General features: G+C 33.8%; 14 protein-coding genes. 3 read left to right on the forward strand and 11 right to left on the reverse strand.

Annotated elements, in window-relative coordinates; genetic code table 11:
• Positions 1-20 precede the first annotated feature (20 nt).
• The 3 genes from cysS to lgt all read left to right on the forward strand — a co-directional run bounded on the left by cysS (position 21) and on the right by lgt (position 2,841).
• A complete protein-coding gene (gene cysS, locus LPB248_RS04565) occupies positions 21-1,502 on the forward strand; it encodes a cysteine--tRNA ligase (protein WP_177210397.1) in 1,482 nt (493 codons plus the stop codon).
• Between the two features lie 93 nt (positions 1,503-1,595).
• A complete protein-coding gene (yidD, locus tag LPB248_RS04570) occupies positions 1,596-1,844 on the forward strand; it encodes a membrane protein insertion efficiency factor YidD (protein ID WP_008462282.1) in 249 nt (82 codons plus the stop codon).
• 64 nt (positions 1,845-1,908) lie between these two features.
• Positions 1,909-2,841 (forward strand): prolipoprotein diacylglyceryl transferase, encoded by a 933-nt coding sequence (gene lgt / locus LPB248_RS04575; RefSeq protein ID WP_177210398.1) that lies wholly within the window; start codon positions 1,909-1,911, stop codon positions 2,839-2,841.
• Between the two features lie 55 nt (positions 2,842-2,896).
• Here the strand turns inward: lgt and LPB248_RS04580 are convergent, their stop codons facing one another.
• The 11 genes from LPB248_RS04580 to LPB248_RS04630 form a co-directional block, all read right to left on the reverse strand.
• Complete coding sequence (locus LPB248_RS04580; protein WP_255463009.1) at positions 2,897-3,511, reverse strand: acyloxyacyl hydrolase; 615 nt, start codon at positions 3,509-3,511, stop codon at positions 2,897-2,899.
• Between the two features lie 87 nt (positions 3,512-3,598).
• Positions 3,599-6,589, reverse strand: a complete 2,991-nt coding sequence (gene secDF / locus LPB248_RS04585; protein ID WP_177210400.1) for a protein translocase subunit SecDF — start codon at positions 6,587-6,589, stop codon at positions 3,599-3,601.
• Positions 6,590-6,814: 225 nt separating this feature from the next.
• Positions 6,815-7,750, reverse strand: coding sequence for a malate dehydrogenase (mdh, locus tag LPB248_RS04590; protein WP_177210401.1), 936 nt, complete (start codon positions 7,748-7,750; stop codon positions 6,815-6,817).
• 110 nt (positions 7,751-7,860) lie between these two features.
• The gene (gene gyrB / locus LPB248_RS04595; RefSeq protein WP_177210402.1) at positions 7,861-9,801 is read right to left on the reverse strand and encodes a DNA topoisomerase (ATP-hydrolyzing) subunit B; all 1,941 of its coding nucleotides are present in this window, start codon (positions 9,799-9,801) and stop codon (positions 7,861-7,863) included.
• 321 nt (positions 9,802-10,122) lie between these two features.
• Positions 10,123-11,736, reverse strand: a complete 1,614-nt coding sequence (asnB, locus tag LPB248_RS04600) for an asparagine synthase B (RefSeq protein ID WP_177210403.1) — start codon at positions 11,734-11,736, stop codon at positions 10,123-10,125.
• A 310-nt stretch (positions 11,737-12,046) separates the two neighbouring features.
• Positions 12,047-13,720 carry an asparagine synthase B gene (gene asnB / locus LPB248_RS04605; protein ID WP_177210404.1) on the reverse strand — a complete coding sequence of 558 codons (1,674 nt, stop codon included), beginning with the start codon at positions 13,718-13,720 and terminating at the stop codon, positions 12,047-12,049.
• 518 nt (positions 13,721-14,238) lie between these two features.
• A complete protein-coding gene (locus LPB248_RS04610) occupies positions 14,239-14,688 on the reverse strand; it encodes a hypothetical protein (protein ID WP_177210405.1) in 450 nt (149 codons plus the stop codon).
• Positions 14,689-14,754: 66 nt separating this feature from the next.
• Positions 14,755-15,285 (reverse strand): GNAT family N-acetyltransferase, encoded by a 531-nt coding sequence (locus LPB248_RS04615; protein WP_177210406.1) that lies wholly within the window; start codon positions 15,283-15,285, stop codon positions 14,755-14,757.
• 133 nt (positions 15,286-15,418) lie between these two features.
• Positions 15,419-17,170, reverse strand: coding sequence for a TonB-dependent receptor (locus tag LPB248_RS04620; RefSeq protein ID WP_177210407.1), 1,752 nt, complete (start codon positions 17,168-17,170; stop codon positions 15,419-15,421).
• A 141-nt stretch (positions 17,171-17,311) separates the two neighbouring features.
• Positions 17,312-18,175: a PhzF family phenazine biosynthesis protein gene (locus LPB248_RS04625; RefSeq protein ID WP_177210408.1), complete on the reverse strand. Its 864-nt coding sequence runs from the start codon at positions 18,173-18,175 to the stop codon at positions 17,312-17,314.
• A gap of 92 nt (positions 18,176-18,267) precedes the next feature.
• Entirely contained in the window at positions 18,268-21,282 is a 3,015-nt protein-coding gene (locus LPB248_RS04630; protein ID WP_177210409.1) for a tetratricopeptide repeat protein, read from the reverse strand.
• Positions 21,283-21,434 lie beyond the last annotated feature (152 nt).

Consider the following 21,434-nt stretch of genomic DNA (forward strand, 5'->3'; position numbering starts at 1 on the left):
AAAACATCAATAAACTTAATATGCCATTATATACAACACAACCTCTGAAAATATACAATTCACTTTCGGGTGAAAAAGAAGATTTCAAACCAATCCATGAAGGAAACGTTGGAATGTATGTTTGTGGACCTACCGTATATAGTAATGTCCATTTAGGAAACGTGAGAACTTTTATGTCTTTTGATGTAATTTTTAGATATTTTCTTCATTTGGATTATAAAGTTCGTTATGTCCGAAATATTACCGATGTTGGGCATATTGTAGACGATGTCGATGAAGGTGAAGATAAAATCGCTAAAAAAGCACGTTTAGAACAATTGGAACCAATGGAAGTAGTACAACGCTACACTGTTGATTTTCATAACATCCTAAAGGCATTCAACTTTTTACCGCCAAGTATTGAGCCTACAGCAACTGGTCATATTATTGAACAGATTGAAATTATTAAAAAAATTATTGATAAAGGCATCGCTTATGTAGCTAATGGATCGGTATATTTTGATGTTGTAAAATATAACGAGACTAACAATTACGGTATTTTAAGCGGTAGAAATATCGATGATATGTTGGCTAACACGCGTGATCTTGACGGACAGTCAGATAAAAGAAACCCTCAGGATTTTGCGTTGTGGAAAAAAGCAGAGCCAGAACATATTATGAGATGGCCTTCTCCTTGGAGCGATGGTTTCCCAGGATGGCATCTAGAATGTACGGCAATGAGCACCAAATATCTTGGCAATCATTTTGACATTCACGGAGGCGGAATGGATTTAAAATTCCCACACCACGAATGTGAAATTGCCCAAAATGAGGCTTGCACTGGTCAAGCTCCAGTAAATTACTGGATGCATGCTAACATGCTTACCTTAAACGGAAAGAAAATGGCAAAATCAACTGGAAACAACATTCTTCCAGGTGAGATTTTAAGCGGAGATAATAACATCTTAAGCAAACCATTTTCTGCTTCTGTAACACGTTTTTTCATGCTTCAAGCACACTATAGAAGCATTTTAGACTTTTCTGATGATGCCATTGTTGCAGCCGAAAAAGGATACAAAAGATTAATGGAAGCACTAGATGCTTTACCAAATATCAATGCAAGCGCTTCTAGCTCTATAGATTTTGCAGCATGGAAACAGCTTTGCTACGACGCTATGAATGACGATTTCAATACGCCAATTTTAATTGCGCAATTGTTTGAAGCCGTTCGCTACATCAACTTATTAAAAGATGGCAAAGAAACGATTTCTGCTGAAGATTTAGCCGATTTCAAAACAGCAGTAAATGCTTTTGTTTTTGACGTTTTAGGACTTAACGATGATAAAGCTGCCGATGGCGATAGCGACAAATTGGATGGCGTGGTAAACATGCTTATCGAAATGAGAAATCAGGCGAGAGCAGATAAAAACTTTGCGCTTTCTGACCAAATTCGTGATCAATTAATCGCTTTAGGAATTCAGCTTAAAGACGGAAAAGAAGGAACTACGTTTAGCATTCAATAAAAAAAGTGATCAGTGTTCAGTTTTTAGTATTCAGTTTCAAACTTTATACTGAATACTAAAAACTGAACACTAAACTAACTGATACAAAAAAATATGTTTTCAAAAATTCTAATATATCCCTTTGTATTGTTAGTCCGTTTTTATCAGACTGCTATCTCACCTTTTACACCTGCCGCCTGCAGATTTGAGCCAACTTGTTCCACTTACATGATTCAGGCGTTACAAATTCACGGATTGTTTTATGGCGGATTTTTAGGCATCAAACGTATCTTAAGCTGTCATCCTTGGGGAAGAAGCGGATATGATCCTGTACCAGAAAAGAAATGCAACCACAAACATTAACTTTTTAGAAAGCGGTACTTTACATTAAATATTTATTTTTACAGCTATATAAAAAAATCAATACATGACACACGCCTTAAATTTAGTTTGGAATCCTTCGGAGGGAATCAACTTAGGATTTTTTATGATTCGCTATTACAGCTTAATGTTTGTAATTGCTTTTGGTTTAGGATGGTTCCTAATGAAAAAGATGTTCGAACGAGAAAACGAATCAATAGAAAAACTAGATTCTTTATTTGTTTGGACAGTATTAGCCACTTTAATTGGAGCTCGTTTAGGTCATGTTTTATTTTATGATTGGGAATATTTCAGAAATCACTTACTAGAAATTTTCCTTCCGTTTAGATTTGAACCAGAATTTCAATTTACAGGCTTCCAAGGATTAGCAAGTCATGGAGCAGCAATTGCGATTATTGTTGCCATGTATTATTACAGTAAAAAGATACTAAAACGTCCGTTATTATGGATTTTAGACCGTGTTGTAATTCCAGTTGCTAGTGGTGCGATCTTTGTTCGTTTAGGGAATTTCTTTAACTCAGAAATTATCGGAAACGAAACTGACTCTGCTTTTGGAATCCGTTTTCTTCATGATAAATTCAGTAAGGCTGAAGCAGTTCAAAAAACAGGAATAGCAGATCCAAAAGAAGCTTATAATGCAATCGTTTCGGACCCAAGATTTGCTAATTTATTAGCAGAAGTACCTTCAAGACATCCTACTCAACTTTACGAAGCAATCTGTTATGTTTTTGTTTTTGCTATTTTATACTTTTTATACTGGAAAACAAATGCAAGACTTAAATCTGGTCTATTATTCGGATTATTTTTAGTTCTTTTATTCGTTGTACGTTTCATCGTAGAGTTTGTAAAAGAAAGCCAAGGTGGTTTTGAGAGCGAATTAGGCTTGTTTTCGACAGGACAATGGTTAAGTATACCATTTATCATTATCGGGCTTTTCTTTGTCATTAGAGCGCAGAGAAATCCTTTAGCAGAATCATAAAAAATAATTTACCATTATAAAAAAGCCCAATATTCAAATATTGGGCTTTTTCTTTTTATAACTGATACGAAATACCAAATTCGATATTCTTAGTATTATATCCTGCATTACTGCTTCCTAAACCGGCATTAGAAACATGCCTCACACTAGGACGGATATCAAACCGCAATTTATTGTAATCAACAGCAAAACCAAGCGCAAAAACATCGGCAAAAGCAAAACCTTTAGACATTCTTTCTGTTTCTGTATCTGTAATAAGAGGACCGACACTTCCTAATGCATAAACCGAAAAGATCTTACCAATGGGTTTTCTAACTACAAAACCAATATTAAGAACATACTCCCTCACCTCTTTTAGTTTCATATATTCTATTCTTTTCTGTTCGAAATTGGGTGTCTCTGGTTTTACAAAATAATAATTCAGCAATTGGTGCTTCCCAAAATTGATTTCGGGTTGAATTAAAACTTCATAAACAAAATTCGTAGTCTCTTTTATTTTGTAATAGAGTTGTGCTTTATAAAAATGATTTTCAAAAGTATAATCCGTGTTACTAAATTCACTTCCAAAACCATAACTCAAACCTACTCTGAAATTACTATTTTTCTCTTGCGCTTTAAGCTGGAATATAGCGAATAAAAAAAGCACAAAGAATATTTGTCTTAGAATCATAATTTGTTTTGGGTTGGCAGATACAAACATAAAAAAAAGATCCAGCTTTCACTGGATCTTTTTTTTTATTTAGAATAAGGTTTTTAATTATGCCTTATTGTGTTTGTCTTCAATTGTGTGTTTCTCATCACTTGAAATCGTGTCAACCAATACTGGCGTAGCGATAAATAATGAAGAGTAAGTACCAACGATAATACCAATTAACATCGCGAAGATAAATCCTCTGATAGATTCTCCACCGAAGATAAACATCGTTAATAATACGATGATCATCATTAATGAAGTATTCAATGTTCTAGATAATGTAGTATTAATAGAAGCGTTTACGATATCTTCGAAACTTCCTTTACGGTTTCCGATGATAAACTCTCTCACCCTGTCAAATACGATTACAGTATCGTTCATAGAGTAACCAATTACTGTTAAGATCGCAGCGATAAAGTGCTGATCCATTTCCATGTGGAATGGCATAAATTTATAACATAAAGAGTAAATTCCTAATACGAAGATTACGTCGTGCGCAACAGCTGCAATTGCACCTAATGAATATTGCCATTTACGGAAAGAAACCATTAAGTATAAGAAAATAACTGCCATTGCACCTAGAACTGCCCAGTAAGAGTTAGTTTTGATATCCTCAGAAATAGAAGCTCCAACTTTAGAAGCTTGCAACACACCTACTCTTTTACCATCAAATGAGTTGATGAATTTATCGTAAGTTGTATTTGGGAAATATTTCTGTAAAGCAGCGTATAATTTTTGGTTTACTTCTTCGTCAATTGCGACACCGTCTTCTTTAATTTTATATTTAGTAGTGATTTTCAATTGATCATCATCACCTAAAATTTTAGCTTCAACTGGCGTACCGAAAGCAGCGGATAATTCATCTGAAACTGCAGTTGCATCAACCGGTTTTTCAAATTTAACTTGGAAAGTTCTTCCTCCAACAAAATCAACACCTTCATCCAATCCGTTAACGAAGAAGATAGAAACTAAACTTACCACAACTACAATTGAAGAGAAGATGTAAGTAAATTTTTTAATCTTGATAAAGTCAAAGTGGAAGTTTGTAAACCAGTTTTTAGTAATGTTTGTAGAAAAAGTTAAATCACCTTTTCCAGCAATATTTCTGTCAATGAAAATTCTAGCAATAAAAATAGAAGTAAACAATGAAGTTACGATACCAATTAATAATGTTAAAGCGAAACCTTTAATAGGACCTGTTCCGAAAATAAATAAGATAGCTCCAGTTAAAACGTGAGTAACGTTAGCATCAATAATAGAACGCATTGCACCATGCCATCCGTAAGAAGCTCGAACTGCTTCAGAAAGAGATTTTCCTTCACGCAATTCTTCTTTCGCTCTTTCGTAGATAATAATATTCGCATCTACCGCAGTACCTAATGTTAATACGATACCTGCAATACCTGGCAATGTCAATACAAAACCAAAACTTGCCATAATTCCGAATAAGAATAGTAAGTTTAATAATAACGCAAGGTTTGCATACCAACCAGCTTTACCATAATAGAATACCATCCAAACACAAACTAATAAGAAACCTAATACAGAAGAAATTGTACCTGCATCAATAGCCGCTTGTCCTAAAGATGGACCTACAACAGTTGATTGGATAATATCTGCAGAAGCTGGTAATTTACCTGCATTTAATACGTTAGCTAAATCTTTAGTTTCAGCTACATCAAATGAACCTGTAATCTCAGATCTTCCTCCAGCAATAGGACCGCTTGTTACACCTGGAGCAGAATATACGATATCATCTAATACAATAGCAATGTAGCTTTTTTGAGCAAATGCTCTTCCTGTAAGTTCTTCCCAAACTTTAGCACCTTGGCTGTTCATCTGCATAGAAACTGCAGGTTTACCCATTTGGTCAAAAGTATCTTTTGCATCAGTAACAACACCACCGCTCATTGCTGGAGTATTGTCTCTGTTTCCTTTTAAAGCGTATAATTCTACAACTTCGATATCAGCTGCACTTTTTGCATCTTTAGCTTTTGGATCTTTTATAGTTGTTGGCTTACTCCATACAAATTTTGCATAGTGTTGGTCAGCTGCCAATAAAACTCTAATCTCAGGTCTTTTAAAATAATCATTGATAGTTGCAGTATCTTTAGGAGCAAAGTAACCTAAAACTGGTCCACCACCGTTACCAATTATTTTATCAAATAAAGGATTGTTTCCTTTTTTAACTTCTGAAGAATCTTTCGCATCAGTTAATAATGCATTTAATGAATCTTTAGCAACTGTTTTAGTTTCAGTTTTCTTAACTTCAGTTTTCTTCAAAGCCTCGTTAGCAGAAACTAAGAAATTACCAATTTCTTCAATTTTATAAGTTTCCCAGAACTCTAATTGAGCTTTTCCACCCAATAATTTTTTAATTCTATCAACATCCTTAGCACCTGGAAGCTCTACTAAGATTCTTCCTGTTTCTCCTAATTTCTGGATGTTTGGCTGTGTAACACCAAATTTGTCGATACGCTCTCTTAATACTTTAAAAGCACTTTCTACAGACTCATCAACTTTTCTTTTGATAACTTTTTGAACTTGCGCATCAGACATTTGAAAGTCTACTCCACCTTCTCCTTGAAGACTTCTGTTAGCGAAAATATCTGGAGATGCAAGTTTTACAGTTCCTTTTGAATTTGCTTCAAAAGCTTCAAAAAACTTATTTAAATACGTTTTGTTTCCTTCTAAATTTGCAGATGCATCAGCTAATGATTTATTAAAAACTGGATTTTTAGAATTATTAGCCAAACCTTTTAATACATCTTTAATAGAAATTTGAAGAATTACGTTGATTCCTCCTTCTAAGTCAAGACCTTTATTAAGTTGTTTGTTTTTCACTTCATTATAAGTGAAATCAGTAAAACCAAGGTTTAATACTTTTTCTTTACCAATAGAATCTAAATATTTCAGCTCTTTATCAGGATTATCTCCTGCAAAAGCTTTAGCTTCACTTTTGACACCATTTGCCACAAAAGTGAATGATAGTTGGTAAATACTTACCAATGCAAATAGAATTGCGAAAAATTTAATAAGTCCTTTATTCTGCATTATTACTAAAAATTAATTATGTTTTATTTTTGTTTTTGTTTTAAAGTCCCATAAAATAAGCCCTGACATGATTTTTTAAAACAAAAAAACGAGATCACGAATTACCAATTTTTTTTTAAACCGAGCAAATATATAATTAACGAAAATATTAACCAATTTATTTATTAATTAATCTCAAAAAAAAAGCTGCAAAAGTGCAGCTTCTTTTCTTTTTTGCCGTTTTTATTATACTAAAATCGTTTTTAAGGCATCATTCATACTACGAACTGCATCTGCACTTTTCGCAAATAAAGCCTTTTCCTGATCGTTTAAGTTTATATCCAGAATTTCTTCTACACCGTTTTTACCAATTATACAAGGCACTCCTATACAGATATCATTTTGCCCATATTCTCCTTCTACAAAAACAGAACATGCAATCATTTTTTTCTGATCGTTCAAAATACTATCCACTAAATATGCAACAGAAGCTCCTGGCGCATACCAAGCAGAAGTTCCTAGAAGACCTGTAAGGGTTGCTCCTCCTACCATTGTATCTGCAGCAACTTTTTGCAATACTTCTTCTGAAAGAAATTGCGATACCGGAATACCGTTATAAGAAGCTAAACGCGTTAACGGAATCATAGTAGTATCTCCATGCCCTCCAATTACCATTGCCGAAATATCATTTGCTGGTTTGTCTAAAGCTAATGAAAGGTACGTTCTAAAACGAGAACTATCCAAAGCTCCACCCATACCTATAATTCTGTTTTTTGGAAGACCTGTAGCCTTTAAAGCTAAATACGTCATAGTATCCATCGGATTGGAAACTACAACAATAATTGTATTTGGAGAATATTTCAATACATTCTCAGCAACTGTTTTCACAATTCCTGCATTGATGCCTATTAATTCTTCTCTTGTCATTCCTGGCTTTCTCGGAATTCCTGATGTAATTACTACTACATCGCTTCCTGCAGTTTTAGAATAATCGTTGGTAACGCCAGATACTTTAGTATTAAAACCAGTATTTGTCGCACATTGTGTAATATCCAATGCTTTACCTTCGGCAAAACCTTCTTTAATATCCAACAATACTACTTCGCTTGCAATTCCTCTATAAGAAATAACATCTGCACATGTAGCTCCAACATTTCCTGCTCCTACAATGGTAACTTTCATATTTTATACTTTATCGGTTATTAATTTTGTCTATTCTTTAAAAAGACAATTCGTTTAATTGTCTAGTAAATTTAAACAATTAAACGAATTGGAATTATTAAATTTTTATTTTATGCATCAATATTTGCATAAACTGCATTTTTCTCGATAAATTCTCTACGAGGCGGCACTTCATCACCCATTAACATAGAGAAAACTTGATCAGCTTCAGCAAGACTATCAATATTTACTTGGCGTAAAGTTCTGAAATTCGGATCCATTGTAGTTTCCCATAATTGCTCCGCGTTCATCTCTCCAAGACCTTTATAACGCTGAATATTAGCACTTCCTCCCATTCTTTCGTTGGCCTGATCACGCTGAACATCATTCCAAGCATATTCTTTTTTGTTTCCTTTTTTAACTAAGTATAAAGGTGGTGCTGCAATGTAAACATGACCTTCTTCAATTAGCTCTTTCATGAAACGGAAGAAAAACGTTAATATTAAGGTAGAAATGTGGCTACCATCGACATCGGCATCACACATGATGATTACCTTATGATATCTAAGTTTTTCTAAATTTAACGCTTTACTATCTTCTGCAGTTCCAACAGTTACTCCAAGAGCAGTAAAGATATTTCTAATCTCTTCGTTTTCGAATACTTTATGGTGCATCGCTTTTTCAACGTTCAAGATTTTACCACGTAATGGCAAAATCGCTTGAAAGTTACGATCACGTCCTTGTTTTGCTGTTCCACCAGCCGAATCTCCCTCGACAAGATAAACCTCACATCTTGCTGGATCTTGCTCAGAGCAATCAGATAATTTACCTGGCAATCCTCCACCGCCCATAACGGTTTTACGCTGTACCATTTCACGCGCTTTTTTCGCTGCGTGACGTGCTTGCGCCGCTAAGATTACTTTTTGGATAATTAATTTCGCATCATTTGGATTTTCTTCCAAATAATTCTCTAGCATTTCTCCAACCGCTTGAGAAACTGGAGAAACAACCTCTCTATTTCCAAGCTTAGTTTTCGTTTGACCTTCAAATTGAGGCTCAGATACTTTTACCGAAATAATTGCTGTTAATCCTTCACGGAAGTCATCTCCAGAAATTTCGAATTTTAATTTATCTAATAAACCAGAAGCATCAGCATATTTTTTAAGCGTTCTTGTCAAACCACTTCTAAAACCTTGTAAGTGCGTTCCTCCTTCGTGAGTATTGATATTATTTACGTAAGAAAAAATATTCTCTGTATAACTTGTATTGTAAATCAAGGCAACCTCAACTGGAATTTCGCCTTTATCATTATCCATACTGATAACGTGAGAAACAATTGGCTCACGGTTACCATCTAAGTAACGAATGTATTCTTTAAGACCTTCATCAGAATGAAATACTTCACTTCTGAATTCGCCTTTTTCATCCACTTCTCTCTTATCTGTAAATGTGATTGTAATTCCTTTATTCAAGAAAGAAAGCTCACGCATACGCGCTGAAAGTGTATCATATGAAAACTCAGTAGTCTGAGTAAAGATCGTATCATCTGGATAGAAAGTCTGGCGAGTTCCTCGTTTATCAGTCTCTCCAATTTGTTTTACTGGATATAAAGATTTACCTCTTTCGTATTCCTGCTCATAAATTTTACCTTCTCTAAATACAGTAGATTTCATGTGAACAGAAAGGGCATTTACTACAGAAACCCCAACTCCGTGCAAACCTCCTGAAACTTTATATGAATCTTTGTCGAATTTACCTCCAGCACCAATCTTTGTCATTACAACCTCAAGTGCAGAAACACCTTCTTTTTTATGCAAATCAACTGGAATACCACGACCATTATCTTCAACTGTAACAGAACCATCTTCGTTTATTGCGACACTAATTGTATCACAATGTCCTCCCATGGCCTCATCAATAGAGTTATCAACAACCTCGTAAACCAAATGGTGTAGTCCTCGAACCCCTACATCACCAATATACATCGACGGACGCATTCTTACGTGCTCCATCCCTTCTAATGCCTGAATACTATCTGCTGAATAATTGTTCTTCTTGATTTCTTCGCTCATATAATTTATTCTAAAAATGTAATTAATGTCTAACACGCAAATATATAAAAACGCGAGCTATATACCCAGTAAAATACGACTTAAAGCACTTAAGTTATCAACACAATTGTCTGAAAAACCTAAAAATAGACTTAAAAATGAATTTAAATTCCAATTTTCTGAAATTCCAAATTCTAAAAATGGAAATAACGCAAAAAACCAACTCTTTCTAAAATTCCAAATTCTAGCTTTGAAATTTTAAAATCAAAAAACCGAAATGCATTTTTAACGCATTTCGGTTTTTCTATATCGATTCCAACTTCGAATTTGGAATTTCATTTTTTAAGCAATAACAGTAGTTTTTACAGGTTCAAAATTTCCATTTAAATGAGCTGCATTTGCTCGTCCGCTCGGATCGAGGTTTTCTTGCCATTTCGGAATCCATTTACGAACGGTTTGCGCCGCGCTGACCTGTGGATAGTATTTATGAAAAATTGATCGATATAAGTACGCTTCTTTCGTCGTTGGCGAATTATACGGAAATTCGGCACTTGCACCAGCTAATTGCTCATCTGTAACTTGCGAAGCACAATATTCAATTAATTCATCTACCCATTTATATCCTACTCCATCAGAAAATTGCTCTTTTTGTCTCCATAAAACTTCCGACGGTAAATAAGCATCTTCAGTATCAAAAGCTTTTCTTAGAATGTATTTCTCAACGCCATCATAAGTTTTTGGCTGTTTTTCTTCTGTTTTTATTCGAATGGCAACATCTAAAAATTCTGTATCCAAAAATGGAATACGAACTTCTAATCCATTTGCCATTGTCGTTTTATCTGCACGAAGCAAATCAGCTGTAAATAACTTTTGAACTCTTTCTATCGTTTCATCTTGAAATTCTTCTTCTGATGGTGCATTTCTAAAATACAAATGCCCTCCAAAAACCTCATCGGCTCCTTCGCCAGAAAGAATTACTTTGATGCCTTGATCAGCAATCGCTTTAGAAAGCAAATACATAGGAACACCAGATCTTACAGAAATAATATCGTATGTCTCCAAATGATAAATTACTTTTTCTAATGCTTTAACTCCCTCTTCAACAGAAAAATGGATTTCGTGATGCTCTGTTCCTAAAAATTCTGCCGCTTTTCTTGCTGCGATATTATCAGGCGCTTCAGCATCTAATCCGATAGAAAACGAATGCAATTTTTGTCCTTTTTCTTTCAGCAATCGAGAAGCAATAGAAGAAATCAACGAAGTGTCTAAACCTCCTGACAAAACAGTCCCTAAAGGCACATTGCCTAATAATCGTTTATTTGTAGCTTGAATCAAACTTTCACGAATCAACCCTAAATCTAATGCATGAGTTGCGTTTTTATGATCTTCGTATTCTGGACGATAGTATTTTACAAAACCTGTTTTTGCCGTATAATAATGTCCCGGAGGAAAAGTAGAAAACGACTTGCACTGATCTGCAATAGATTTCATTTCTGACGAAAAATAAATTCGTCCTCTTTCATCCAAACCATAATACAAAGGTTTTACTCCAATCGGATCACGACCCGCAATATATTTATCACCGTCAATTACAACAAAGGCAAAATCGCCATCCAATTTGTTACAGAAATCATATCCAAATTCTTCATACAAGTGTACAATTACCTCTGAATCTGATTCGGTTCTAAAAGTATGATCTTTTAAAATGGTTTCTTTAAGTTCCTGATAATTATAAATCTCTCCATCATGAACCATCCAAGCTTTGTTCGTTCCTTGAATAGGTTGTTTTCCTGAATTAAGATCAATTATAGACAGACTTTCATGACAAAGTATACTGCCATTTTCCATAATATGAATATCGCTTTCATCAGGTCCGCGATGTGACATTCTCTCAGAAAGTTCTTTTACAAGCTTGGGGTCTTTTCCTTTGCCAATAACGGCTAACAATCCAGACATACTATTTTATTTTTTATTTTTATTCTGATGTACCAGCCTCAAATAAACTGTACATTAAAAAATCATTAAAATTTCCGCTTAAAAGCAAAACTAAATATTATTTTCTGCTTTCCTACATTTTACATCCTAAAATTTCATGGTTTAACTTTTATTTCGATGAAAGTCCAATATGAAATAAATTTCAATCGATTACCAAAAAAAATTATTTTAATACATTGAAAAACAGAAACTTTTTTAGACAAGAAAGACGCTCTCATAAAAGAACGTCTTTCGGCAATATATATACTAATTCTAAAAATTAAACTCTTAATTATTTAACATAAGCATCATCATGAACATTTGCTACTGCTCTTCCTGATGGGTCGTTTAAGTTTTTGAAAGCTTCATCCCACTCCAAAGCAATTTTTGTACTACAAGCTACACTTGCCTCCTGAGGAACGCATAATGCTGCAGCATCACTTGGGAAATGTTCTGTAAAAATTGAACGATAGTAATACTCTTCTTTTGAAGTTGGAGTCTGCAATGGGAATTTGAATCTAGCGTTTGCTAATTGCTCATCTGAAACTTCTCTAGCTACCACTTCTTTTAAAGTATCAATCCAGCTGTATCCTACTCCATCAGAAAATTGCTCTTTTTGTCTCCAAGCAACACTTTCTGGAAGCATATCTTCAAAAGCTTTACGAACAACCCATTTTTCCATCGGATGCTCTTTGTTGATCATTTTATCTTGTGGGTTGATGCGCATTGCAACATCCATAAATTCTTTATCTAAGAATGGCACACGACCTTCGATTCCCCAAGCTGCTAAACTTTTGTTTGCACGTAAACAATCGTACATGTGAAGTTTTCCTAATTTACGAACGTTTTCTTCGTGGAATTCTTTAGCGTTTGGCGCTTTGTGGAAATATAAATATCCTCCAAACAACTCATCTGCTCCTTCTCCTGAAAGAACCATTTTGATCCCCATAGATTTGATCACTCTCGCCATTAACCACATTGGAGTTGAAGCTCTAACTGTAGTTACATCATACGTTTCTAAGTTGTAAATTACATCACGAACTGCATCTAAACCTTCTTGGATTGTAAATTTAATTTCGTGGTGAATAGTTCCGATATGATCTGCTACTTTTCTTGCTGCAGCTAAATCTGGAGAACCTTCCAATCCAACAGAAAAAGAGTGCAATTGCGGATACCACGCATCTGTAGTATCATCTGACTCGATTCTTTTTTGAGCAAATTTCTTAGCTACAGCCGAAGTAATAGAAGAATCTAAACCTCCAGAAAGTAAAACTCCGTAAGGAACGTCACTCATTAATTGTCTGTGAACCGCAGCTTCCAACGCTTTTCTGATTTCTGGAATGCTAGTTTCGTTATCTTTTACTGCATCATATTCTGTCCAGTCTCTTTTGTACCATTGTACAAATTCACCGTCTTTACTTGATAAATAATGTCCTGGAGGGAATAATTCGATTTTTGTACAATATCCTTCTAAAGCTTTTAACTCAGAAGCTACATAGAAAGTTCCGTGCTGATCCCAACCAATATATAATGGAATAATTCCCATGTGGTCACGAGCTACGAAATACTCGTCTTTATCAACATCATAAATTGCGAAACCGAAGATTCCATTTAATTCATCAACAAAACTTACTCCTTTTTCTCTGTAAAGTGCTAAAATAACTTCACAGTCACTTTCAGTTTGAAAGTTATATTTTCCTTCAAATTGTTTACGCAAATCTCTGTGGTTGTAAATCTCACCATTTGCAGCTAAAACTAGTTTTTTGTCTTCTGTAAATAAAGGCTGTTTTCCTGAAGCTGGATCTACAATTGCCAAACGCTCATGAGAAAGAATCGCTTTATCATTGCTGTAAATTCCGCTCCAGTCTGGTCCACGGTGACGAATGATTTTTGACATTTCTAATACTTGAGGTCTTAACGCTTCGGCTTTTTGTTTAAGATCAAAGGCACATACAATTCCACACATAATTTTATATTTTAATTCTTTAAATTTTAATTTGATAGGGCAAAGATGTGATATTAGTTATAATTGAAAAACATAAACATTGATTTCAATTACAATTTAAAACCATAATTTGATTTTTACATATAAAATGTAAAATTTAGAAGTAAAAATGAGCTTAAAACTTGAAAATTTTAATTTTGACTATAAAACTGGTTGAAAATTGAAAGTTTTAAGCAGTTTTTTGAGTTAATTTTTGAGTTATTCCATTACAAATGAAAGATTCGTAAAGAAGAGATAGAAAGTTGTTCTGAAATTATTGTTTATCTAGTGTTGCCTAGATTTTGAGTCTTACATCTCATCTTGACGAAAGAAAGATCACACAAGTAATTCCAAATGCTAGTTCGCCAATCTTTATCGAGTTTCTAGTGTGATCCTTCCTTCGTCAGGATGACAAACTGTGTGGAATTACTTTATGTCTAATCTTTAGAGAACTTTGTCAAAGTTTGAAACTTTGACAAAGTTGTTTATAGACCAATACATTATTCAACGCTTTGAATAGTATAATGCGTCTTGTTTATTTCAAACTGAAACCCAACTTTATTGCCCATTAAATGATTCCCCAAAGGAGATTGTGGAGAAAGCGCAATGACATTAATTCCGTCAATTGTAATTTTAGGAAGTGCAACACTAACATACAGATAGATTCCGTTTGCTTTCACCAAACTTCCTAAAACAATATTTTCTGTCGTTTTTAGCGGATCTATCTTATCTAAAATTGCTTTTTGCTCTAAAGCTTCTTTTAATTTATTAGTCAATTTTTCTTGCTCGATATGCATCATTGACAAAGCCGTTTCATGCTTATCGCCTGCAGAACCTTTGGCATCATTTTTTGAATCTTCGGTCAAGCCCGAAATCATGTCTTTAAAAACATCTATTCGATCTTGAACCATTTGAGTGTAGTGAGAATATATTTTTTCTTTGAAAGTCATTTTTTTTAAAGGTACTGAGGTTTTAAGGGACAAAGGTGCAAAGGTTTTCTTTCTTGGTCTAAATTTTTATTCGAAAAAAGCTTTTGGGTATACTACTTCTCCGCTTATCCCTTTTAAAGCATCTTCCGTTAATGCGATAACCATACAGTTTTCAGCCGGAACATCAAACGGCATTTTGATATTGTATTTTCTACAAAGTTCATATCCAAACCTCGGGTAATAATCTTGATGTCCTAATAAAATAACCGATTTGTAACCTAAGCTTTTTGCGATTTCATGTCCATGCAAAATGAGTTTAGAACCTATTCCTTTTCCTTGAAATTCAGGTAAAACCGAAACTGGAGCAAGTGCTAATGAAGGAAAGGTTTGCGATTCATTTTTTATCTGCAATTTAGTAAATAAAATATGTCCGACTATTTTATTATCCACTTCGGCAACGATTGACAATTCAGGAATAAAAGCTTCAGAATTCCTTAGTCTTTCTACCAAAAACTGTTCTTTATGGTCGCTGCATTCTTCCTTTTCGAAAGCTTTTTCAATCAAATGAAAAACACTTTCAAAATCGTTTTTATTTTCTTGACGTAATTTAATTTCCATTTTATAAAATTAAAAAAAACAGCCACGAATTCACGAATCTACTCCAAAAAATTCATGAGTTCATGGCTGAAAAAAAAAGGCACATTCATTTAAAAATGTTTTTGTGCCTAAGTATCTTTATGGCAAAGATCTCTTAAAAATCAAATTTATAATTTGCGCCTCCTAAAACTTGGAATCCTTGTACAGGATAATTCAACCATTTTTCGTAAGCTTGATTTCCTATATTATTCAATTTCAACAAAAACGTTAATCTTTCATTGAATTTATAACCTACATGAGCATTCGCGTCAAAATAGCTTTTTAAGGTAATTGGCGTAGCATCGATTCCTAAAGAAGTATTTGTCTGCATATCTTTTCTTTCTCCAACATAAAACACATTCAATCCTGCGTACCATTGCTTTGTAATATTAACGTCTAAAGTCGAACTTAATTTCATTGTTGGCAAATTCCAAGCTTCAACCACATTGTCAGTATTGTAACTATTAAAAGTTCCGTTGATTCCAAAAGTTACATTTTGAGAAAAATCGGCTTTTAATTCTCCATAGAAACGGAACGTTCTAATATCTTCATAAACTACTCCAAACGAGTTTCCGAAAGCATAATCTTCGTTTGTAACTACTTCTGTGTAATCATTTGCTTTAAACAGCGCTTTGTCTTTTTCATTTAAATAAGAAGCAGTCACGTTATAATTTACATTGTTCGCCAGTTTCCCTTTTAATCCAGCAAAAACATTGTATTGTGTGCTCGATGGACGCATGTTTAATGTCGGAGACAAAAACGGATTTTCGGTCACAAAATCGGCATAAGAATTCTGATTTAAACCTCCGTTTACTCCAGTATAGAAAATCATTAAATCGCCAACTAATTTATAAGAAGCATTTACCTTTGGATAGAAATAGAATTTATTGCCGCTATTTTCAGAATCTGCACTGTAGTAAATTCCAGCTCCTAATTCTAATGTCCACTCATTTTCATTAATCACAAAACTTGGTTCAATTCCAACATTGGTAAAACTGTATTTTAAAGCTTCTGTGTTATCTTGGAAATAATTATTTTTGAAAGAACCGCTTACGTGATCTACAATTACATTAGTTTTAATTGCCTGATCCATTACATCAACAGTAAAAGTCGGCTTTACATAAAATCTGTTTTCTGAAGAAGAATAACTGTCTGAAAAATGAGTAAATTTCGCAGAAAGCTTACTAAAAATACTTTCTGTAAATTCAGCATTTCCGCCAAGCCAAATTGTATTATAAGAATGATCCGGATTAATGCTGTTTACCAAATCATAACGCTGATCTGGAATTGTAGAGCCAAAATCTGATGGAAGTCCGTACCAATTATAAATCTGGTTTTGATATCCTAAATCAACGTTCCAGTTATTATCTCTGTTATTTTGACCGTAACCAACATTTATTGCAGTATCGTAAAATTCATCATTCAATTCCACATCTTTAATTCCGCCTTGAGAAGAGTGATGACGAAACATTCCCGCCACATAATCATTATTCCCTAAATCCTGATTTACGAATAATTCTCCGTTTAAAGTACCATAATTTCCAACTCCCACAGTCGCATAATTATTAAACAGTTTTTCTCTTTTAGCCTTCTCAACGCCTTCTGCTTTTCCTTTTGAAGGCGTAAAAGTAGAAGCCACAGGAACAGACAAAATACTGTATTTAATAACTTCTTTCGGCTGATTACCGCTATCGTCAAGCGAAGGCGTTTCTTTCACTTTAAAAGCATCTGAAATAGTCGGCGAATAAGGTTTTACTACGTTTACAGTTTCGGTTCCAATGGTTTCATTTTTCTTTTGCGCAATCGAAAACTGAGCAGCAAATAACACTAACAAAATGATTATTTTATGTCGGCAGTTTAATTTCATATTTATATTATTGTGTAAAATGTTGTTTGTAAAATGTAAAATGTGTTTTCAACCAATATTCTCTTTTCACATTTACATCTTTCTTTTCACATTTCACTTTTTACATTATCTAATTTTCTAATTATCTCAATTATCTAATTTCTAAGCTTCCCACTCTCCTTTAGCCACAAACTGAGCTTTTCCTCCTATTTTAATGTCGAATTGCTCTCCGTTTAGTTTCCCATCAAAATAGATCTCAGACGGACGGCCAATGTAATCTCCTTGATGATTTGTCAATTCAAATTCAGGTTTATGATATTTTAATAAAAAGGCCTGCAAACAAGTACTAGCGCTTCCTGTTGCGGCATCTTCTACCAATTGATTATGTTCAATACACAACATTCTACTAAACAATTTTTCTCCTTCTAAATAATAAAAGTATAAACCTCTATGATCTGTTTTGCAATGCTGTTTCATCCATTCATCAGCTTTATCTTTATCCAAAACCAAATTTTCTAAAGCTCTCTTACTGCTTAATCCAACCATTACAAAAGCACTTCCAGTTGTGACTTCCTGAATTGGAAACTGATTTTCGAAATCACTTACTTTCAAGTTGCTGAAAAAAGTAAAATCTATTTTAGAAAAAGTGTCCCAAAACTTTGGCTGAGCTGCTTTTAGCCAAATCAAATCTTCGGTTTTATTAATTGCAATTGGTCCAATAGGAACTTCTAATTTTATTTCGTTAGGCGAATTTTCAAAAATCTTATTCATCAAAACCCAAGAAGTCCCAATTATTGGATGTCCCGCAAATTGCATTTCGTGAGCTGGGGTAAAAATTCTAATTTCTGCTTTGTTATTGGCTTTATCCAGTTTAGTTACAAATGTGCTTTCTGCAAAATTAATTTCACGTGCCATCTGTTGCATTTGTGCTGTACTTAGATTTTCTGCATCCATAAAAACCGCCAGCTGATTTCCAGCATATTTTTTATCAGCAAAAACATCAACTATATAAAAAGGTAAACTCATTGTTTTTTCTTGTAAAATGTGATTTGTGAGATGTAAAATGTTTTTCGTTATTTTCTATTTCACAGAAAACATTTCACTTTTCACTACTTAAACTATTTATTAATCGACGAATTTGTTTTAGACTCTTCCGATTTAATTGTTGTTAATTCTTTCTTCGCTTCTTCTACAACATCTGGATAATCTGTAAAATTGTTGATTACGTTATCCAAAATATAAGTCGCCTGATAACTGTCTTTTAATCCGTAGAAGTTTTTCGCCATTAACACTAAACCTTTTGCTCCATAATATTTATAAGCCGAATAGCTTTTTGCTAATTTCTGAACGGCAGTATTCGACGCATCATATTTTCCTTCTTTCGTTTTAAAATACGCATCATAATACAACGCTTCTGCAGCTAATTCACCTTTAGAAGTGGTCAATAATTTAGCGTAAGCTGTTTTTGCTTTATCTTCATTTCCTGTTTGAATTGCTGCTCTTGCTACAATAATTTGCGCATCGGCTTTTACTCCAGCATCAGATTTTGCATTTTCCAAAACTTTATCGGCAGCGATAACAGAATTGTCATAATCCTTTTTATCATAATAACATTTCATCAGGTTTGCTTGTGCGAAAGTTTTATTCTGAGGATAATCGGCTTCACTTTCCAATCTGGTTAAAACTGGAATTGCTTTATCACAATCTTTAGCTTTCAAATAAATCTGAGCCAATCTGTTTAAAGCCTGCTCTGTAAACTCATTTCTAGGCTGATCAATTACAAATTGGTAATTAGCAATTGATTTCGTTTCAGAACCTTCTGCATAAGTCAGCTGTGCCAAATAGAAATTAGCTTCCAATGCGTGCATTCCGTTCGGGAATTTAGACACATAACCCGCGAAACCAGTAATTGCTTGTTTCGAATTATTTTGGCTGTATTGTTTAAAAGCTGCATCGTAAGTATCATTATCCAATTCAGCATCTGTAACGGCAACAAAATCTAATGTACGAACCCAAGTTGCATATTCGTCTACTTTTCCAGAATCTACATAGATTAATCTTGCTGTGGCAACTGCTTCAAGAGCTTCCGGAGTTTTTGGAAATTCGGCAGCTACTTTTTTGAATTTTGTTAAAGCTTGTTCGTCACGATCAGAATTATAATAAATAAGACCTTGTCTTAAAATTGCTTTTGAAGTAAAAGATCCGTTTTTAAACTCCGAAATCAATTGATCGTAAGTTTTAATTGCCTGATCGTTTTTCTTTTCCGTGACATAAGTGTTTCCTAATTCGAACAAAGCATCATCACGATAAGATGATTTTTTGTACATCTGAAGGAAATTATTCAATTCCTCTACTTTTTTATCATGTTTCGACATAAACCCAAAAGAAAGTGCTTTTTGGAACTGTGCGTAATCCGCATCTACGCCCTTTGCAGCAATTGCTTTTGAATATGCTTCGTTTGCCGCAGTATATTTTGAAGTTACAAAACGACAATCTCCTAAACGTAAATAAGAATCGTTTAAACGGTTTTTATCTGAAGGCGAATTATCAATCTGGGCTTGAAAAGAATTTGCTGCCTGATCGTAATCTTTCAGTTTAAAATAGGTGTAGCCAATATTATAATTGATGTTTTTATATTCGTCTGTAGATTTTGCCGCAGCCATTCCAGCAAATTGCTTGTACGTTAACAAAGCATTCTGCATGTCATCGTTTAGATATTCTGTTTCTGCTTTCCAGAATGTAGCACGAGCTGTAAACTCAGGTGTTTTTTGTTCGCTGATAGCACTTTTGAACATTTTACCCGCTTCTTGGTAATTATTTTCGTTATACAATTCCAATCCGTGATAAAAAAGCACTTTTTGGTACGCCGCTTTGTTTTCAGCAGTTCTGTTTTTCTCTAATAAAGCCAAAGCTTCTTTATAGTTTTTAGAAGAAATATAAGAATCCACCAATAATTTTTCTACTTCTGCACGGCTTGAATTATTTGGATATTTTTTAAGAAAATCCAATAAAATACCTGGAACAGCTTGATATGCATTTCCGATATCATAACTCAATTTAGCATAATTTAAAGCTGCATCTTCTTGAATTTGAGCATTAAAATCCATTTCTGAAGCATTTTTGAAAGCATTTAAAGCTTCCTGCTTTTTTCCTGTATTTAAATAGCTTAATCCTAAATGGTAGTAGGCATTCTGCGCAACAAAATCTTTTCCTTCAATAATTTTATTGAATTGAGAAATTGCTTTTTCGTACTCTTTTTGCTCATAATATGCATAACCCAACTGATAGAAATCGGTGTTGTTCCATTTCCCTTTTTTGCCTGCATATTGCTCTAAATACGGAATTGCTTTTCCGTATTGTTTTAAATTGAAATAACTTTCTCCGATAATTTTATTCAGTTCCGATTTTTCAATATCGTTTGATTTATTCATGGCTACCAAACCTAAATCAATTGCTTTTTGGAAATTTCCTAATTTGAAATTCATATCGGCTTGATAGTACGACAGTTTTTCTTTGTATTTTTCTTCGCCCGAAACCTCATCAAAATATTTGGTAGCTTCTTTATAATCGTCGCCTTCATAAGCCATAAAACCTAAGTAATATTTGGCTTGAGAACCATATTCTTTAGAATTGACAACTTTATTAAAATAATTGGTGGCTTCTTTTTTCTTTTTAGCATTAAAATAGCTGTAGCCTTTCATGAAGTTAAACTTATCCGATTCGGTTTTACTCATGTAACTTTCGTCTACTTTATCAAACCATTGCAATGCTTTTGGGTAATTTCCCTGCTCAAAGAAAAATTGAGCAGCCTCAATGTAAGCCTGATTCTGTTTGGTGCTTGTCGGATAATCATTTACGAATTGTTCCACCAAAGCATCAGCATTTGCTTTGTTGGTTCTTATGGCAGAATTAGCAATATAAAAAGCACAGTCAGACTGTACTTCTTCATTTGTAGTATTGTTTTTTACTTTTTCAAAAATCAATTGAGCCGAAGCGTATTGTTTGTCATTATATAAAGCCAGTGCTTTGTCAAAATCCTTTAATTCGTAAGTATAAATAGCCGATTTTTGTGCCGAGGCTATAGTCGAGGTAAGGATAATTTGGAATAAAAAGAACCTGGAAAGTTTACGCATTGTAATAATATTTAGTATTCAAATTTATCATTTTATACGGTTTATAACGAAACGTTTTGAGGTTTTATTATGAACAAATATTCGATACTAAACATTTAAGAGCATTATAAAAAAGGAATCTGAACCATAAGAGACATTATAAGTTATTCTAA

This window comes from Flavobacterium sp. LPB0248, assembly GCF_013388355.1.
GTDB lineage: Bacteria > Bacteroidota > Bacteroidia > Flavobacteriales > Flavobacteriaceae > Flavobacterium.

Coding starts and splice junctions, on each gene's coding strand:
- cysS (WP_177210397.1), top strand. CDS start 21: ATGCCATTATATACAACACAACCTCTGAAAATATACAATTCACTTTCG.
- yidD (WP_008462282.1), top strand. CDS start 1,596: ATGTTTTCAAAAATTCTAATATATCCCTTTGTATTGTTAGTCCGTTTT.
- lgt (WP_177210398.1), top strand. CDS start 1,909: ATGACACACGCCTTAAATTTAGTTTGGAATCCTTCGGAGGGAATCAAC.
- LPB248_RS04580 (WP_255463009.1), bottom strand. CDS start 3,511: ATGATTCTAAGACAAATATTCTTTGTGCTTTTTTTATTCGCTATATTC.
- secDF (WP_177210400.1), bottom strand. CDS start 6,589: ATGCAGAATAAAGGACTTATTAAATTTTTCGCAATTCTATTTGCATTG.
- mdh (WP_177210401.1), bottom strand. CDS start 7,750: ATGAAAGTTACCATTGTAGGAGCAGGAAATGTTGGAGCTACATGTGCA.
- gyrB (WP_177210402.1), bottom strand. CDS start 9,801: ATGAGCGAAGAAATCAAGAAGAACAATTATTCAGCAGATAGTATTCAG.
- asnB (WP_177210403.1), bottom strand. CDS start 11,736: ATGTCTGGATTGTTAGCCGTTATTGGCAAAGGAAAAGACCCCAAGCTT.
- asnB (WP_177210404.1), bottom strand. CDS start 13,720: ATGTGTGGAATTGTATGTGCCTTTGATCTTAAACAAAAAGCCGAAGCG.
- LPB248_RS04610 (WP_177210405.1), bottom strand. CDS start 14,688: ATGACTTTCAAAGAAAAAATATATTCTCACTACACTCAAATGGTTCAA.
- LPB248_RS04615 (WP_177210406.1), bottom strand. CDS start 15,285: ATGGAAATTAAATTACGTCAAGAAAATAAAAACGATTTTGAAAGTGTT.
- LPB248_RS04620 (WP_177210407.1), bottom strand. CDS start 17,170: ATGAAATTAAACTGCCGACATAAAATAATCATTTTGTTAGTGTTATTT.
- LPB248_RS04625 (WP_177210408.1), bottom strand. CDS start 18,175: ATGAGTTTACCTTTTTATATAGTTGATGTTTTTGCTGATAAAAAATAT.
- LPB248_RS04630 (WP_177210409.1), bottom strand. CDS start 21,282: ATGCGTAAACTTTCCAGGTTCTTTTTATTCCAAATTATCCTTACCTCG.